The sequence below is a fragment of the Actinoplanes sp. NPDC051475 genome, assembly GCF_040689425.1.
Taxonomy (GTDB): Bacteria; Actinomycetota; Actinomycetes; order Mycobacteriales; family Micromonosporaceae; genus Actinoplanes.
This window is the reverse complement of the sequence record NZ_JBFAZZ010000003.1, coordinates 374,105-390,592: the sequence shown is the minus strand read 5'-3', so window position 1 is coordinate 390,592 and position 16,488 is coordinate 374,105. Positions and strand designations below refer to the sequence as shown.

At 71.6% G+C, this 16,488-nt stretch carries 12 protein-coding genes; 3 read left to right on the top strand and 9 right to left on the bottom strand.

Annotated features, from left to right (window positions below; all coding sequences use genetic code 11):
• Nucleotides 1-66: 66 nt before the first annotated feature.
• Complete coding sequence (locus AB0368_RS09120; RefSeq protein WP_366153276.1) at nt 67-1,233, bottom strand: ATP-grasp domain-containing protein; 1,167 nt, start codon at nt 1,231-1,233, stop codon at nt 67-69.
• The gene (locus tag AB0368_RS09115) at nt 1,226-2,512 is read right to left on the bottom strand and encodes an ATP-grasp domain-containing protein (RefSeq protein ID WP_366153275.1); all 1,287 of its coding nucleotides are present in this window, start codon (nt 2,510-2,512) and stop codon (nt 1,226-1,228) included. The genes AB0368_RS09120 and AB0368_RS09115 overlap by 8 nt, the downstream gene beginning before the upstream one ends.
• A gap of 198 nt (nt 2,513-2,710) precedes the next feature.
• Between AB0368_RS09115 and AB0368_RS09110 the strand changes: the two genes are divergently transcribed.
• Nucleotides 2,711-3,973, top strand: a complete 1,263-nt coding sequence (locus AB0368_RS09110; protein WP_366153274.1) for an MFS transporter — start codon at nt 2,711-2,713, stop codon at nt 3,971-3,973.
• Between the two features lie 56 nt (nt 3,974-4,029).
• Here AB0368_RS09110 and AB0368_RS09105 read toward each other — a convergent pair whose 3' ends face one another.
• From AB0368_RS09105 to AB0368_RS09080, 6 genes are read right to left on the bottom strand one after another with little or no spacing between them, the layout of a single operon-like run.
• A complete protein-coding gene (locus AB0368_RS09105; protein ID WP_366153273.1) occupies nt 4,030-7,023 on the bottom strand; it encodes an amino acid adenylation domain-containing protein in 2,994 nt (997 codons plus the stop codon).
• Between the two features lie 11 nt (nt 7,024-7,034).
• The gene (locus tag AB0368_RS09100; RefSeq protein WP_366153272.1) at nt 7,035-8,102 is read right to left on the bottom strand and encodes a TauD/TfdA family dioxygenase; all 1,068 of its coding nucleotides are present in this window, start codon (nt 8,100-8,102) and stop codon (nt 7,035-7,037) included.
• Nucleotides 8,103-8,113: 11 nt separating this feature from the next.
• Nucleotides 8,114-9,973 (bottom strand): asparagine synthase (glutamine-hydrolyzing), encoded by a 1,860-nt coding sequence (asnB, locus tag AB0368_RS09095; RefSeq protein WP_366153271.1) that lies wholly within the window; start codon nt 9,971-9,973, stop codon nt 8,114-8,116.
• Between the two features lie 2 nt (nt 9,974-9,975).
• On the bottom strand, nt 9,976-11,220 hold the full coding sequence (locus tag AB0368_RS09090; RefSeq protein WP_366153270.1) for a hypothetical protein: 1,245 nt from the start codon (nt 11,218-11,220) through the stop codon (nt 9,976-9,978).
• Nucleotides 11,221-11,257: 37 nt separating this feature from the next.
• Complete coding sequence (locus tag AB0368_RS09085) at nt 11,258-12,325, bottom strand: ornithine cyclodeaminase (RefSeq protein ID WP_366153269.1); 1,068 nt, start codon at nt 12,323-12,325, stop codon at nt 11,258-11,260.
• A gap of 39 nt (nt 12,326-12,364) precedes the next feature.
• Nucleotides 12,365-13,366 carry a pyridoxal-phosphate dependent enzyme gene (locus tag AB0368_RS09080; RefSeq protein ID WP_366153268.1) on the bottom strand — a complete coding sequence of 334 codons (1,002 nt, stop codon included), beginning with the start codon at nt 13,364-13,366 and terminating at the stop codon, nt 12,365-12,367.
• A 488-nt stretch (nt 13,367-13,854) separates the two neighbouring features.
• On the opposite strand from AB0368_RS09080, the gene AB0368_RS09075 reads away from it, so the two are divergent.
• Complete coding sequence (locus tag AB0368_RS09075) at nt 13,855-14,676, top strand: alpha/beta fold hydrolase (RefSeq protein ID WP_366153267.1); 822 nt, start codon at nt 13,855-13,857, stop codon at nt 14,674-14,676.
• Here the strand turns inward: AB0368_RS09075 and AB0368_RS09070 are convergent.
• Complete coding sequence (locus AB0368_RS09070) at nt 14,595-15,575, bottom strand: LysR family transcriptional regulator (RefSeq protein ID WP_366153266.1); 981 nt, start codon at nt 15,573-15,575, stop codon at nt 14,595-14,597. The genes AB0368_RS09075 and AB0368_RS09070 overlap by 82 nt on opposite strands.
• Before the next feature lie 66 nt (nt 15,576-15,641).
• Between AB0368_RS09070 and AB0368_RS09065 the strand changes: the two genes are divergently transcribed.
• Nucleotides 15,642-16,418, top strand: coding sequence for an inositol monophosphatase family protein (locus AB0368_RS09065; RefSeq protein ID WP_366153265.1), 777 nt, complete (start codon nt 15,642-15,644; stop codon nt 16,416-16,418).
• Nucleotides 16,419-16,488: the final 70 nt, after the last annotated feature.

Genomic DNA, 16,488 nt, shown 5'->3' with positions numbered 1-16,488 from the left:
TATCGCTCCGCTGGGACGGCCCTCACCGGTCCGGCGGTGGCCCGCCGGCCCGGCGTGCGAGCGCGGTCAGCTCAGCCGGGGCCGGATCGCCTGCTCGACCGCGGCGAGCCGCCGGCGCAGCTCCTCCCGGTCGTCCGCCCCGACCACGACGTGCCCGGGCCGTTCGTGGCTGTACCGCCACACCGGAACCGCGGACCCGTCGGCCACCTGCACCACCAGCTCCTCGACGCCCGGCATCGACCGGCACTGCTCCAGGTTGTCGACGCCGTCGACGGTCACCCCCTGCCACGGGAAGTAGTGCACCGCGGCGTGCTTGTGACGCGGTGCCTCGTCGCTGGTCCCGATCTGCGGCAGCAGCGAGCGGATGGCGTGCTCGTACTGGTCGGCGCCACCCACCAGCCGGGTGAGCAGCGGGATGCGGTCGCCGCCGGGGCGGGTGTGGGTCTCGATCACGACCGCGCGGCCGTTCTCGACCTTGACCTCGGTGTGCGAGCCGCCGGCCGTGATCTCCAGGGCGTCCAGGCAGCGCAGCACGCCGGCGCGGATCGCCTGGTCCTCCTCGGGGGTCAGGGGTGCCGGTACCTCGTGGCCGGTCTCCACGAAGTAGGGCTTGCCCGTGGTCTGCTTGGCGGTGATGCCGAGGATCCGGTGGCGGCCGCCGGAGGAGACCGCCTCCACGCTGTACTCGGTTCCGCCGATGTAGTGCTCCCACATCGCCCCGGTGAGCGCGGCGAACCTGTCGCGGTAGGTTGCCGCGTCCGCGACGTACTCCACGCCCATGCTGCCGGTGCCGTCGGCGGGCTTGACGATCACCGGGAAGTCCGTCCCGGCCGGGTCGTCGGAGCCGACGACACCGAAGGCGAGCGCGTCCGGGTCGGCCGCGAGGACCCGGCGCATCAGCAGCTTGTGCCGGGCGCGGACGACCGCCCGGACCGGCACCGTGGGCAGCCCGAGCGCCTCCGAGAGCAGGGCGGCCGGCAACGATCCCATCTCGGTGAACGAGACCACGGCCTGCACGCCGGCCGGCACGACCCGGCTGAGCAGCGCCTCCGGTTCGCTCTTGAACGGCACCTCGAGCACCTCGACGAAACCCTCGGCCTCGGGCAGCGGTCCGTCCACCGGGTCGACCACCCAGATGTACGGAATCCCGAGCCGGGCGAGCGTCTGGTATCCCTCGGCCGGCTTCGAGCCGATCAGGACGACCAGGGGGCTGGTCCGGTATTGGTTACTCATCGATCGGGCTCTCCTCCGTGACGTTTCGGGCGTACATCTGGGTCTCGGTCGCACGGATGCGGGCCACCGCGGCGTCCAGCCGGTCCGGGTCGTCGGCGCTGACCAGCACCAGACCGGCGGCGGTGATCAGATCGCGGGTCATCTTCTGCAGGTCGCCGACCTGGTATTTGTAGTCGGCGCGGATCACGCCGTCGATCTGGAGGAAGTCCTCGAGGTCGACCCCCTTCACCCGCCCCGGGGCCGGGCTGATCAGGTACACGTACGCGGCCCTGCGGTACGGCCGCTCGGCGGGCCGCTCACGGTACGACTCCCGGAACTGCGCCGGGTGCAGCGACGCCTCGACCAGCAGGCGGATCTGCGAGTGCCCGAGGCAGGTCTCCACCACGTACGGGTCGGCACCGCCGGCCACCCGCGCGGCGATCTCGATGAGCACCGCTCCGTCGGCGGTCAGCATGACCTCGGCGTGGAACGGCCCGTTGACGATGCCGAGCGCGCGGCACACCTCGACGACGTACGCCGACATCTGCTCGAAGCCAGGATCGCCGCGGTAGAACAGGTACTGCGTGTCGTAGACCGGGTAACCGGCGTTGTCGACCTTGCGCGACAGCCAGCCCTCGGTGAACACGTACCGGCCGTCGCAGGCGATGCCGTTCAGTACGTACTCGGTGCCGCCCAGGAACTCCTGGACCAGCACGGAGGTGTTGGGCTGCCCGAACATGTCCGGGTGCGCGCGCAGAACGGCGAGTGCCGTCTGCGCCTCGTCGCGGGATCGGCAGATGTGGACGCCGTCGGTGGCGGCGCTGCGCAGCGGCTTGACCACCACGGGATACGCGTCGTGGTCGGCGAGCCAGGCGTCGAGCTCGGCCGGGTCGGACACCCGGGCCTGGGCGATCGCGGCCAGCCCGGCCGCGCGGATCTGCTCTTGCATGACGAATTTGTCGCGGCGGGCGAGCGAGGAGCTCAGGTCGTTGCGGAACGGCACGTCGAGCTGGTCGGCGAGCTGGTCGGCGAGCAGGACGCCGCCTTCGCTGCCGGCGAGGACGGCCCGGACCGGGGTGGCGCGCAGCTCGTCCACCAGGGCGTCGAGGTCGCCGTCGAAGGACAGGTGCCGTTCCGCGCGCTGCGCCGCGACGGCGTTGTCCGCCGCGTAGTAGTCGATCGGGCCCGACTGCACGTGCAGCACCGGGAAGCCGAGCGCTTGGTAAGCCGCGAGCAAATATTTCCCGCCGGAGTACGCATCCACGACCACGATGTGTTCCTTGCGGGTCAGTGTCGGCATGTCAGGTCCTTCGCTCGGGTGGTATGCGGTCGCGGTCGCGCAGGCGTCGGCAACCGAAAGCAACTGCGGCGCAACGGATCGCGACTGTCTTGTGTGGATTCATACACATTGGTCATATGAGGTCCGGAGTCCCTTACTCTAGGGCCTGGCCGTCGCACGGACGGTTCCGTCCCGGACAGGCGAGAGGACACCCGCCAGGTGGTTGAGCAAGAGACCGCAAAGCGCCCCGAGGGAACGTGGCGCACGCTGCGCTCACTCCCGCGGCCGGTGATCGTGCTGCTTTTCGGCATCGCGGTCAACCGGATGGGCAGTTTCATCTCGATCTTCCTGATCCTCTACATGACGCACCTGGGCTACAGTCCCTCCCGGGCCGGCATCGTGCTCACCGCGTTCGGTGTCGGGTCGATCGCCGGGGTGTACGCCGGCGGCCGCGCCGCCGACCGGTTCGGCCCCCGCCGCGTCATCGTGGTGTCGATGCTGCTCGCCGGTGTCGCGGTGGGCGCCGTCGCGGTCGAGCACACCTACACCGTGCTGCTGGTGACCAGCGCCCTGGCGGGTGCCTTCACCCAGGCGTACCGGCCGGCGGCCTCGTCCATGATCGCGCAGCTGACCCCGGCGCGGAGCCTGGTCACGGCCGCCGCGGCGAGCCGGCTGGCCCTGAACGTCGGTGCCACGGTCGGTCCGCTGATCGGTGCCTGGGTGGCGGTCCACTCGTACACGCTGGTGTTCGCCATCGACGCCGCGACGTGTCTGTTCTTCGGCGTCGTGGCCCTGGTCGCCCTGCCGGAGACCGGCGCCGCCCACGCCACCGAGCCCGGGGCCCCCGGCGAAACCGGCGAGAAGGCCCCGGCGGCCGGCATGCTGGCCGACTGGCGGTACCTGCTCGTACTGGCCGCCGGCTTCGCCACGGCGCTCGTCGAGGTCCAGTACCAGATCATCCTGCCGCTGCAGCTGACCGCCGAAGGTGAACCGACGACGCTGTACGGCGCCGTCATCGCGCTCAACGGCGCCCTGGTCATCCTCTTCGAGCTGCCGTTGACCCGGTTCGTGCAGCGGCTGCCGATGCGGGCGGTGATCGCGGTCGGTGACCTGTTCATCGCCCTCGGGCTGGCATCCTTCGGGATCGCCGACGCGGCCTGGGCCTTCATGCTGGCCGCGCTGGTCTGGACCGCCGGCGAGATCGTCAGCGGGCCGTCGGCCAACGCGTATCCGGCGCTCGCCGGCCCGCAGGCCCTGCGGGGCCGCTACATCGGGGCGCTCAGCGCCTGCCAGACCGCCGCGTTCGCGATCGGCCCGGTCGTCGGCACGACCCTTTTCCAGGCGTACGGGCGAGGGGCCTGGATGCTGTGCGTGGTGCTGGGCGCGGTCGCCTTCGCCGCGGCCTGGACCGGGGTCCGGGCTCCTGCGCACGCCGCTCACGTCGCCCACCTCGAGCCGGCGGGTTCGGCGGACAACCGCTGACCCGCCGCCGCGGGCCGGCACCACCGGATGCCGGCCCGCGCTCAGCTCGGCTCCGGTCACTGCGCGGGGAGATCTTCCGAGATCTTCGCCGCCATGGCCGTGACCGTACGGGCGGAGAAGATCGTCCGGATCGGCAGCGCCACCCCGAACTCGTCGGAGAGCCGCCGCATCAGCACCGGCACCAGCAGCGAATGGCCGCCGACCTCGAAGAACCCGGCTGTGGCCGACACCCGGTCGCACTGCAGCACCTCCGACCAGACCCGCGCGACGGCCGTCTCGACCGGTCCTTGCGGCGCGACGTACTCCTGGGTGGGGACCTCCCCGTCCGCCGCCGGCAGGGCCGCGACGTCGATCTTGCCGTTGCGGGTGAGCGGCCACTCCGCCAGCGCGACGAAGCGGGCCGGGACCATGTAGGCCGGGACCCGGTCGGTGAGCCGGGCGCGCAGCCGATGGCCCAGGCCGGCATGCTCGGCGGTGGCCGCGACGACGTAGGCCACCAGGCTCTGCGTCGCCGGGTCGTCACCGGCGAGCCGGACCAGCGCGTCCTGGACCCCCGGCTCCTCGGTGAGCAGCGTCTGCAGCTCCCCGGTCTCGATCCGGTACCCGCGCAGCTTGATCTGCCCGTCCGTGCGGCCCAGGAACTCGATCGTGCCGTCGGGCCGGAACCGGCCGAGGTCGCCGGTCGCGTACATCCTGCGGTAGACGGGGTCTTCCGGCGCGAACGGGTTCGTCAGGAAAGCCCGTGCGGTCAGCTCGGGCCGGTGCAGATAGCCCCGGCTCACGCCCGCGCCGGCCACGTGGATCTCGCCCGGCATCCCCACCGGCACGGGGCGCTGCCGCCGGTCCAGGACGTACAGACGGACGTTGGGCAGTGCGTGCCCGAGATGCGGGCGCGCTCCGGTCACCCGGCCCACCGCCGCGTTGACGGTCGCCTCCGTCGGCCCGTACACGTTGTAGAAGGCGACCGTGCTGGCGGACATCGTCTGCCACAGCGCCGGCCCGATCGCCTCGCCGCCGACCAGGATCACCCGCGGTTGGTGCGCGCCATCGGCCAGCAGCCCCGCCTGCAGGACGGCGTTGATGAACGCCGGCGTGCCGTCGAGCACGTCCAGCCGGTGCCGGCGGGCGAACCCGACGAACGCCTCCGGGTCGCGGCGGGTCTCGTCGTCGACCACGAACAGCGTGTCACCGCGCGCGAGCAGCATGATCCGCTCGGCGGCGCCGTCGAACGCCAGCGGCGCGTTGAGGCTGGCCCGCAGCCCGGCCCCGGTCGCGGCATGGTGCCCGTAGATGCGCACCTGGTGGGCGAGCGCCAGGTTCACCAGCGACCGGTGCTCGACCATCACGCCCTTCGGCCGGCCCGTCGTGCCCGAGGTGTAGATGACGTACGCCGGCTCGGTCTCGTCCTGCGGCCCGGTCACCGGCGCGCAGGCACCCACCGCGGCCAGGTCGAGAACGGCGACCTCACCGGCATCGGGTCGGGACTGCCCGGTGAGGTCGGTGACCAGCAGGCTCGCCCCGCTGTCGGCGAGCATGAACCCCAGCCGCTCGGCAGGCGTCCCGGGGTCGACGGGCACATAGCACATACCGGCCCGCCAGGTGCCCAGCACTGCGGCGACCATGTCGGCGCTGCGGTCGAGCAGCAGAGCGATCCTGGCCCCGGGGCGCGCACCCGCCGCGGTGATCGCCGCCGCGACGCAGCCGGCCCGCTGCAGCAGTTCGGCGTAGGTCCACTCGCGTTCGCCGTCGACCACCGCGACCCGCTCCGGTGTCCGCTCGGCCTGAGCGGCGATCCGGTCGTACGCGGTTCCTTCCGGTCGCTCGAGCCGCTCCGGAGCGTGCCCGAAGTCGTCCAGCACGCGCCGGCGGGCCGCTGCGGTGAGCAGGGGCAGATCGGCGATCGGGCGGTCCGGGTCCTCGGCAACACCGTTGATCACCGCGAGGAAGCTGTCCAGCAACGCCGCGGCCTCGGCATCGGACACCAGGCCCGGATGGTGGAGCACGTCGATCCGGGCCGCTTCGGCGTGGTGCAGGACGTGAACCGACAGGCGCGGCCGGTGGCTGGGCTCGATCAGCTCCGGGTCGGCCGCGAGGACGTCCGCCGGTACGGGGTGGGCGGCGAACAGCACCGGGCGGCGCGGGGCACGGCTGTCCGACGCGTACGCGTCCCGGGCGGCGTCGCGCCAGCGGAACGAGTCGAGCGCCGCGGTGAGCTGCTGGACGTCCTTGCCGACCCGGCCGACGGCGTCGCGGACCGGGTCGTCGTCGACGAGGTCGGTGCCCAGCGGCAGGTACCAGGACAGCACGCCCACCGAGTCGGCCAGGTCCGGGTAGACGTCGCGGTGGTCCAGGTAGACGCAGGTCCGGCGGTCCAGGCCGCGGCGCGCCCGCACGATCTCCCAGGCCGCGAGCAGCAGCGCGCCGGTTCCGCAGCCGAGCTCCTGCGCGCGGGACACGACGGCGGCCCACGGGGCGCCCTGCATCCGGGCGGTCAGCCCGTGGTGCGGCTCGTCCGGCACGTCCGCCTCGTCGGCGGAGTCCCTAGGGCCGGCGGGCGGCAGCACAGCGGCACCGGTACCGTCGCTCGCCTCCTCGGCCTGCCAGGCCGCGTACTGGCTGTTCTGCACCGGATCGGGCAGGTCCCGGCCGGCGGCCAGCAGGGGCAGCTCCCGGGCCAGGACGAGCAGTGCGCCCGCGTCGGCGTACGTCGAGGGCAGCGTCAGCCGGATGCGCGCCTGGCCGGGGGCCTGCGGGCCGGTGCTGAGCTGGACGCGTAGCGGTGATCCGGCCAACCGGGCCTCGGTGCCGAACTCCGGGTCCTCACCCGGCTGCCAGACGAGCGCCGCGCCGTCGAGCGCTTCCTGCACAGTGCGTCCGTCGGAAGCCTTGATCAGCCGGCTGTGCAGCAGCTCGTGACGGCCGACGAGCTGCTCGGCGGCGGCCCGGGCGCGGGTCTCATCCACATCGGACGGCAGCGTCACGGTGACGGACGCCAGGTGTCCGCCCGCCCGTTCGGACTGCTGCACCGAGGCGAGGTGCTGGGTGGTCATTCGATCTCTCCTCAGCGGCCTTGCCGGCCGGAAGCCGGGGTCGCGGGTACGGGGAACATGCTGTAATCGGCCGGGTCGGACATCGAGACCAGCACCTTGCGGGCGCCGGTGAAGGGCTCACGGCCGTGGCACATCCGCAGGTTGTCGACGAGCATGACGTCGTCGGTGGCCCACGAGAAACGGGTGCGGCACCGGTCGTACGCCGCCCGGACGTTCGCCATGTGGTCGTCCGGGATCACCCCGCCGTCGCCGTAGTAGGCGTGGCGGGGCAGGTCGGCCTCCGACATCGACTCCAGCATGGCGGCGCGGATGTCCGGCGCGAGGTTGGTGACGTGGAACAGGTGTGCCTGGTTGAACCACACCGGCCGCCCGATCCACGGCGGCTGGATCACCGCGGGAAGCACCTGGTCGGTACGCAGCCGGTCGTCCTGCTTCCACTCCCAGGTCATGTCCTGGCTGCGGCAGTACTCCTCGACCTCCTCGCGGGTGTCCGTCTGGAACGCCTCCTGCCAGGGCAGTTCCAGGCCGGCGCCGAAGTTGCGGACGTAGCGGATGCCGCGCCGCTCGAACTCGCCGCGTGCCCCCGGGTCGATCTCGTCGTACACCCGCGCGTTGTCGGCGATCGGGGTGGCGCCCTGCGTCTCGGCGACGACGACCGAGTGGAACATGATGCGCTGCGGCCAGGACCGCTGGAAGGCGTTCTCGCTGTGCAGCTCGATGGTCAGCGGAGCCGGGTACTCGGTGGAGGTGTAGACGCCCTTGGCCTGCTTGGTCCGCCGGGTGGAGCGCTGCGTGTAGTCGAGCCCACCGCCGCCGACCGCGGCGGCGAACCGCGGAAAGCCTGTCTGCTGCTCCACCGCGAATCCGCGGAACAGCAGGGCCCCGTGCTCGGCGAGCAGCGTGTCGATGCGCCGGCCGTTCTGCTCCGCCCAGGCCCCCAGCTCGAGGCCGGCGGCGACGGCCCGGATCACGTGCGGGATCGACTGGCCGGGCAGTTGCTCGTAGCGGGTGGCCTCGTCGGACGAGTCGCCGGTGAGCGTCTTGGGTCGGATGGAACGGAAACTGGGTGCTGCAGACATGTCGTGTCCGATCACTTGAGGGTGGAGAGCTCGAGCCGCTCGACCGGGCCGGTGCCGCCCGGCGCGTCGAGGAAGAGCTCGTGCCAGCGTTCGAGCATGAAGAGCGTCCAGAGGGCGTAGGTGTCGGCGGGCCGGAACTCGGCGGCCATCCGGCGCACGACGTCGGGCCGGAAGTAGCCGCGGTCGAGCGACTTGTCCGAGGTGAGCGTGGCGGTGATGAGCGGGCGCAGGTGCCGGGCGAGCCAGTCCTCGAGCGGCACCGCCAGCTCCTGCTTGTCCCGGTGGACGATCCGGTCCGGCAGGTGGCGCGCGGCGACCCGCTTCAGGATCGCCTTCTCGTCGTCGCCGACCAGCTTGCGGTCCGACGGTATGCCGGTCACATAGTCGATCAGGCGGTGGTCGAGCATCGGCGTGCGCGGCTCGACGGAATGCGCCATCGCCATCCGGTCGATCTTCACCAGCTGGGCGTCGGGCAGCCAGAAGCGGCAGTCCAGCTGCATCAGCCGGCTCAGCTCATCGGCGCGGCCCTCGGTGGGCGCGAGGCGTGGTCGTAGGTGGTTGATCGGGTACGCCTCCGGCAGACGCGCCCGGAAGGCGGGGGTGTACAGCTCGGTTCGCAGCCCGGTGCGGACACCGTCGATGAGCACCGCCTCGTAGCGCCCCGCGACGTCGCCCGCCCGGGCCAGCGCGTCCAGGTCGACCCGGTGCCGGTCCCGTTCGGCGACCCGCGGAAACCCGCGGAAGATCCGGTAGCGCCGGTAGCCGGCGAAGATCTCGTCCGCGCCGTCGCCGGTGAGCACGACGGTGACGTGTTCCTTCGCCAGCCGGTACATGTAGTAGGCGGCGATCGCCGACGGGAACGCGTACGGCTCACCCATGTGCAGCAGGATCGAGTCGATCGCCGTACGCGCGTCCCCGGGCCCGATCCGGTAGGTGTGATGCCGCGTGCCGCAATGCTCCGCCACCACCCGCGCGTGGGCCGACTCGTCGAACGCCGCCTGCTCGAAGCCGACCGAGAAGGTGTTGAGGTTGCGTCCGGTGAGCCGCGCGGCGATCGCCACCACCAGGCTGGAGTCGAGGCCGCCGCTGAGCATCGCCCCGAGCGGCACCTCGGACTCGAGCCGGTCCGCGACCGCGGTCGTGAGCAGCTCCTCGAGCCGGTCGGTGGTGGTCTGCGGGTCGTCCTGGTGCCGGTCGGTGAAGTCGAACCGCCAGTACTCCCGGATCGTCGGCGCCGCTGCGGCCCGGAAGGTCAGGATCGAGGCCGGCGGCAGCTTACGGATCGAGGCATAGATGGTGTGCGGTGCCGGCACGACGCGGTAACTGAGGTACTGGTCGATCGCGAGCGGGTCGATGTCGTGCCGGACCGCGGGATGCGCCGCCAGCGGCGCCAGCTCGGAGGCGAACGCGATGCCGTCGCCGACCGTCGTGTAGAAGAGGGGCTTCTTCCCCGCCCGGTCGGTGATCAGCTTGAGCTCACCGGTGCGCCCGTCGTACAGCGCGATCGCGAACATGCCCACCAGACGGTCGACGAACGCGTCCCCGTACATCTCGTAGAGCGCGGGGATGACGTGAGCGTCGCCCGTACCTGTGACCGGCCGGCCGGCCTGTTCGAGGTGCTCGCGCAGCGCCCGGTGGTTGTAGATCTCGCCGTTGAACACGCACACGACCCGGCCGTCGGCGGTGTAGGCCGGCTGGGCGCCACCGTGCCCGCCGATGATGCTGAGCCGGCACATGCCCAGCGCCATGCCCGGAGCGCGGTGATGGCCCTCGCCGTCCGGCCCCCGGTGTGCCATCCGGGCGCACGCCGCACGGGTGAACGCCTCCTGAGTGCGGCCCGGCCCGCCGACCGCGCCTGCGATGCCACACACGGTCAGACCGCCCTGAGGGTGAAGGACCGCTTGGCCCCCGCGACGGTCAGGTCACCGGGGTCGATGCGGATCACGGTGATGTCGCCGACGAGGCCCGAGTCGATCATCCGGGCGACGTCCGGGCAGGACGCGCGGATGCTCCGCTTGATCAGGCCGGCCTGGTCGGCGGTGAGCGTCGCGGTGGCCACCCGGATCTCCAGGCGGTTGTCGTTGCGGACGTCGAACAGCGCACCGGGGCGGGCCGTGTGGACCGCGTTGAGCAGGTCGTGGCTGCTGATCCGCTCGCCGTGCTTGACCTCGCCGCCGAACCGGCCGTCGATGCGGTCGAACGCGTAGACCGGCCGGCCCTCGTGCTCGATCCGGCGCAAACCGCGCACGACGTCGTTGGTGGCGAATCGGACGGCCGGGAAGTAGCGGCGGGCCAGCGAGGTGAGCACGAGGATCCCGTCGCCGGGGCCGGGCGCGGGCACGTCGTGCGGGCAGTCCGCGTACAGGTCGGCCGGGCGGTGCACCTCGGGCACGATGTGGTCGTGGAAGTGGTAGAGGCCGGTGTCCGCGCAGTGGTACGCGATCGCGCCGACCTCGATGCTGCCCACCACGTCGAGCACGTCCCTCTCCGGGATCGTGAACCGGGCGGCCACGTGGCGGCGCCAGCTCAGCGGCGCCACGTCGCCGAGCACCATGATCTTGCGGGGCGCGATGCGGAGCGGATCAGGGGCGTTGAGCAACCGGTCCATGATCATCGGCATCGTGAACAGCACCGCCGGCTGCCACTCGTTGAGCCGGGCGACGTGCTCGGCCACCGGGGCGGTGAAGTCGATGTCCCGCGCTTGCAGGCCCAGCTCCTCGAAGATCCGGCGGGCCGAGGCGGCGGCGTGACCCGTGCCCAGGTCGGCCACCGCGACCGCGCCGGCCGGCACGCCGTCCAGGAAGCTGCGGAACAGTGCCCGGCGCTGGGCGACGTAGTCGTGCTCGTCGGCCGGCGCGAACAGGATGCGCTTGCGCCGGCCGCTGACCGTGCCCGAGGTGCGGTAGACGGCCGCGTCGGTCAGGTCGGGCCGCTCGACGTCGTAGTAGTGCTGATTGAGCAGGTGCTCGTCGATGATCGGCAGCTCGGTCAGCTCGGCCGTGGGAGACAGCCCGCGGGCGCGCAGCAGGTCCCGGTACCACGGGAAGGTCCGGCTGTGCTGCTCGACCAGGGCGGCCAGCACCTGCCGGGTGCTCGGCGCGGTGTTTGCCAGGGTCATGTAGTGGTTCTCCGCCTACGTCGCAGGTGATTGAAGCTCAGATGGGCAGTCGCGTGCCGAGCCCGAGCTCGAGCGCCTGCCCGTAGACGGCCGACCCGAAGGCCACGTCGAGGATCGACATGCCGAACGGATTGACCAGGATCACGCCGGCATCGGTGCGTCGGCCGGGATGCGTACCGAGCAGCACCTCGCCGATCGTGGCGTCCACCCGTCGTGCACCCGGGCGCGCCGTGCTGCCCGGGTAGCCGCTGCCGTCCGGCGCCAGCAGATCCCCGCTGCGCAACATGCGGCCCAGCAGCCGGCGCGGGTCGTGGCTGACCAGCCCCCAGTCGTCGACGAGGACCGCTTCCGCCTGATGCACCACATCCGGCAGGACGTCGTCGAGGGACACGTGGACGAGGACCGATCCCGGCTCGAGCCAGGCGTACGGCAGATAGCCCTCGGTGACGGTCGTGACCGGGATGACCAGGCCGGCACCCCGGACGCAGGACTCCACGTCGTCGGCGACGACGGTGCGCAGATGGGCGCTGCCGACATCGGCGCGAAGCGCGTCCGCCAGCGCGGTGGCCCGGGCACGGTCGACGTCGAACAGGCGCACGGTGGTGATCGAGGAGGGCAGGACAGCCAGGTGCGCCATGGCCAGCGTGCCGCACCCGATGAGCGCCACCTCCTGCACCCCGGGCAGCGTCAGCCAGTTCGCGGCGGCCATCGAGACCGACGCTGTACGCAGCGCGCTGATGTACGCCGCCTCCATGATCACCAGCGGACGCGCGGTCTCCGGATCGAAGATCATCGTGAAGCCCTGGGACCGGGGCAGCCCCCGGGCGATGTTGCCGAGGCTCGCATTGATCACCTTGAGGCCGAGCTGCCGCTGTCCGCCGGCGGTCACCATGCCGGGCATGGCCAGCGAGCGCGCGGAGTGCCCGGAACTGGTCTCCCAGCCGAGGTACGCCTCCTCCGGCACGTGGGTGTCGCCCTTGGCATGCGCGCGCAGGGTCTCGCCGGCCACGGCGACCGGATCGATGCCGGCGACGCCGCGCACGACGTCCTTCCGGGACAGGTAGAGCACGTCGGCGCCGTCGTGCTCGTCGGTGAAGAAGTCCATCGTTGGTCGTCCTCTGTCTCTGGGGCTTGCGGTGGGATGTCAGCCGGGCAGGGAGAAGGTGAGCCCGTCGTCCCGCAGCTCTTTCTCCGCGTGGCACACGGCGTCGAAGACCTCGTGGGCCATCAGCCATGCGTCGTCGTAGAAGGTGTGTTCGTACCGTTCGCCGCCGTCCGGCATCACGCAGACCGGCCTTCTCGGGGGCGTGGCACCGCGCAGGTCGTCGAGCAGGGCACAGAGGACGCTGCCGCTCGACCCGCCGAGGCGCAGACCGGTGTCATCGCCCAGCATCCGGCACAGGGCGAAGGACGCCGAGTCGGCGACGATCTTGACCGAGTCGTACGCCTCGTCGTTCAGGAAGCTCGAGACGCGGCTGGCGCCGATCCCGGACAGCAGGCGCGGTCCCGCCTCGCCGCCGGTGGCCCGCGAGCCGTGGGCGTCGACCGCGACAACCGAGACCGAGTGAGCGGCCGCCCGCAGGTAGCGGGAGATGCCGGACAACGTGCCGCCCGTGGAGACCGCGACGTAGACGGCGTCCAGCTCGCTGCCGGCCTGCGCGAGGATCTCGGGTCCGGTGGTCCGCTCGTGCACCGCCGGGTTGGCAGGGTTCTCGTACTGGTTGCCCCACCGGTAGGACGGGTTCGCCTCGCACAGCTCGCGAACCCGACGCAGCCGGTTGAGCAGGTAGCCGCCGTACCCGTCCGGCTCGTCGACCACCTGCACCTCGACGCCTTCGGCCTCGAGCGTGCGACGGATGTCCGTACTGGTGTTGGGGTCGGTCACCGCGATCAGACGACAGCCGATCTGGTGGAGCAGGTGTGCCAGCGCGATGCCGAGGTTGCCCGAGGTGGATTCCACCACGACGTCGCCGGGGCGCAGGGGGCGTTCGGCATGCATCGCCTGCAGGATCGCGCGGGCGGTCCGGTCCTTGGAGGATCCGGTGGGATTAGCCGATTCCAGCTTGAAGTAGGCCGTGTACGGACGGCCCTGCAGGTCTATTCGGACGGCCTGCAGGGGCGTCCATCCGACCGTGCTCTCGAACATGAGTGAGCCAATCGTCGGTTGGTGGAGAGGTGCTGAACGGGCGCCGGCGCCCGTGCACGCGCGGCGGCGGGCACGCCTGAACGCCGGGCGGGGATGACGACCGGCCCGGTGCCGGTGATGACGTGGAGGGATCCGCATGCGGCGGCTGCGGCGACTATGAGAGGCCGGGGAGTGGACCCCGGGCGAGATCCGGCGGAGCCGGCGTGGTGTCTAGGAGTGCGGAGGGTTACCGATCAGCAGGGGCTGCACCGGCGCGTGCTGTTCCGCCAGACGGCGTCGAACCAGACTGAAGACCCGGGTCTCGCCCTCGGTCTCCGCCCCCGTGCGTCAAAGTGAGCCACATGGGAGGGATGATGCCACGCGAGTGCAGTCTGATGTAGACGACTGCCGGCGGGCGTCCGGTCGTCCGGGGGTCCTCAGCGGCCTCGTGCGCTGATCAGCGCGGGGTCCGCCCTTCCTTCGACATCTATCGAGAAGTGAGAATGATCATGAAAGCCGCACCTGAATGGATCATGCCGTTGCGTACCTCGGAGACCGCGGCCACGCCCCTCTTCCTGGTGCATCCGGTGGGTGGATCGACGATGGCGTACCTTTGGCTCGCCGACGCGCTGGACGACCGCCCGTGCTTCGGCGTGGAAGCCCGCGGCTTGCACCAGGACGAGCACGACCGGACGGTCGCCCAGGCGGCCGACGAGTACACGACGGCTGTCCGGCAGCTGGGGACCGGGGGCCCGTACGCGCTGGGCGGGTGGTCCATGGGGGCGACGATCGCGTTCGAGATCGCCCGCCGCCTCCAGGCGGCTGGTGAACGTATCGCGACACTGGCGCTGCTGGACCCGGAGCCGGGCTGGACCGAGCCGCCGCCCGCGGACGCCCGCGAGATGGTCGCCGGCTTCGTCCGCGACATGCTGCGGCAGAGCCGGGCGCCGAAAGAGGTGGAGTCGCTCACCGCCGACGTGACCGCCGGTGCCGAAGGGCCGGACCCGGTCGGCTCCGTGGTCGAGCGGCTGAGCCGCTACGGGCTGATCCCGCGCGGCAGCGAGGAAATCGTCGCCCGGCGCATCGAGGTCTTCGGCGCCCTCGGCGGCGCGCACGCCGCCTACCGGCCCGTGCCTGCCGACCTGGCGGTCACGCTGTTCAGCGGCAGGAGCGGGGCCGAACAGCAACGCCGGGCCTGGCAACCGCTCGCCCGCGCGGGCTTCCGTCAGCACGTGCTGGAAGCGGACCACTACAGCCTGATCGGTCCGGCGCATGCCGAGCGGATCGGCGGCGCGATCGTCGACGCGCTGTCCCCGGCTGCGAGAGCGTGACCCGAGGGAACTGCTGCGGTCAGGGTTGTGCGGACTTGGGCGCGGAGCCAGGCGTGGGCGGCGTCGGTGTCGTAGCGCTGATGCCAGCTGCAGATCATCGGTGGGGGCGGCACCGGGATCGGCAGGGGTTCGGTTCTCAGCTCGAACGTTTCGATGAGGGGGCGCCAGATGGCTTGCGGCGCGGTCAGGACGGCGTCACTGCGGCTGATGATCAGCATGGCGCTTGCGGCGGTGGCGACCGAGGCGAGGACCCGGCGGCGGAGGCCGTGAGTGGCGAGGACGTCGTCGACCGGGTCGGTGAGGCGGCCGCGGCGGGAGACCAGGATGTGCGGTTGGGCGGCGTACGCGGCCAGGTCGAGTTTCCCCGCGTACGCATGGTCGCGGCGCAGGATCGCCACGACCCGGTCGTGGCCGAGGGTCTCCGAGCGAAACTCGGGCAGGTCGGGGACGGTCGCGCCGATCGCCAGGTCGATGCGGCCGTGGCGCAGGTCGTCGGTGTCGACTGCGGACTCGGCCAGAAAGCGCAGGCGCACGCCGGGAGCAAACTTCGCGATGGCGCTCAGCAGCGTTGGCGCCAGCGAGGTGGCGAGGGCGTCGTGGCACTGCAGCGTGAAGGTGCGGTCGAGTTCGGCCAGGTCGAGTTCCCGGCTGGGGGCGAGCACGTCCCGGGCCTGCCGCACGAGCTCGCCGACCTGGTCGCGGACGGCCAGCGCATAGGGCGTCGGGGTCATGCTGCGGCCGGTACGCACCAGGATGTCGTCACCGGTAAGCCGCCGGATGCGTCCCAGTGAACGACTGACCGCGGGGGAGGAGAGCCGCAGCCGCTCGGCAGCGCCCGCCACGCTGCCCTCGTCCAGGAGCGCGTCGAGCACCGTCAGCAGGTTCAAGTCCAAGTGCATGACGGTAAATCCTAGCTGAACAAGAGTGCACTGGACTTAATCACGGCGCGGCTCGAAGGTAGAAGCATGTCCAACGACTTGCTTGAAGCATTGACCACAGCCGTCCAAGAAGCGGGAAGGCAGTTGCCCTCCATCGACTCTCGGCCGTCGAACGCCGAAGCCCTGCGGGCTGCACTGCGGGCCAACGACGATACCGTCACCGAGGTGCTCCGGCCTGTGCTGACGACCGTGCTGCCGGGATCTGGCTGGGACACCGACGAGCACGGCTCCGGCCCGATGCCCGGCGGCGACTGGTGGGTCATCGACCCGGTCGGCGGCAACCTCAACGCCGTGTACGGCATGCCGGACTGGAACATCGGTGTCAGCTTGGTGCGCGACGGCCGGCCCACCCTGGCCGTCCTGCACATGCCGGTCGCCGGCGAGACGTTCACCGCCGCCGCCGGCGAAGGGACGTTTCTCAACGGCGTACCCGTGCACGTCTCTGGAAAGAGTGACCTGTCCGTGGCGTTGGCGGGCACCGGGCAGGCCAGGCCCAACCGCGGCCCGGCCCATGCGCGGCGGGTCGGCGCCGCGATCGCGGCGATGATGCAGCACGCCCTCTACGTGCGCGCGTCGGTGCCGGTCAGCCACCAGCTCGCGCAGGTCGCCGCCGGTCGCATGGACCTGCACTGGCAGTTCGACAATCTGCGCTCGCACATCGCCCCCTTGCTGATCGTGCAGGAAGCCGGCGCGACCGTCACCGACCTCGACGGCAAGCCGTGGCAGATCACCAGCGACGGTTACCTGGCCGCCGCGCCGGGACTGCACGCCGCCGCTCTCGACATCCTCCGTCCCCTGCACTGACCGGAAAACCGCTCCACGGTGCCCAGCACATTCCCGCAACTGGACCTCGCCGCTGGCCACATCGACGCCT

What these genes read in the sequence shown, in the direction of transcription:
- AB0368_RS09115 (WP_366153275.1), bottom strand. Translation starts at nt 2,512, where the DNA reads ATGCCGACACTGACCCGCAAGGAACACATCGTGGTCGTGGATGCGTAC.
- AB0368_RS09070 (WP_366153266.1), bottom strand. Translation starts at nt 15,575, where the DNA reads ATGCACTTGGACTTGAACCTGCTGACGGTGCTCGACGCGCTCCTGGAC.
- AB0368_RS09100 (WP_366153272.1), bottom strand. Translation starts at nt 8,102, where the DNA reads ATGTCTGCAGCACCCAGTTTCCGTTCCATCCGACCCAAGACGCTCACC.
- AB0368_RS09065 (WP_366153265.1), top strand. Translation starts at nt 15,642, where the DNA reads ATGTCCAACGACTTGCTTGAAGCATTGACCACAGCCGTCCAAGAAGCG.
- AB0368_RS09090 (WP_366153270.1), bottom strand. Translation starts at nt 11,220, where the DNA reads ATGACCCTGGCAAACACCGCGCCGAGCACCCGGCAGGTGCTGGCCGCC.
- AB0368_RS09105 (WP_366153273.1), bottom strand. Translation starts at nt 7,023, where the DNA reads ATGACCACCCAGCACCTCGCCTCGGTGCAGCAGTCCGAACGGGCGGGC.
- AB0368_RS09075 (WP_366153267.1), top strand. Translation starts at nt 13,855, where the DNA reads ATGAAAGCCGCACCTGAATGGATCATGCCGTTGCGTACCTCGGAGACC.
- AB0368_RS09085 (WP_366153269.1), bottom strand. Translation starts at nt 12,325, where the DNA reads ATGGACTTCTTCACCGACGAGCACGACGGCGCCGACGTGCTCTACCTG.
- AB0368_RS09120 (WP_366153276.1), bottom strand. Translation starts at nt 1,233, where the DNA reads ATGAGTAACCAATACCGGACCAGCCCCCTGGTCGTCCTGATCGGCTCG.
- AB0368_RS09080 (WP_366153268.1), bottom strand. Translation starts at nt 13,366, where the DNA reads ATGTTCGAGAGCACGGTCGGATGGACGCCCCTGCAGGCCGTCCGAATA.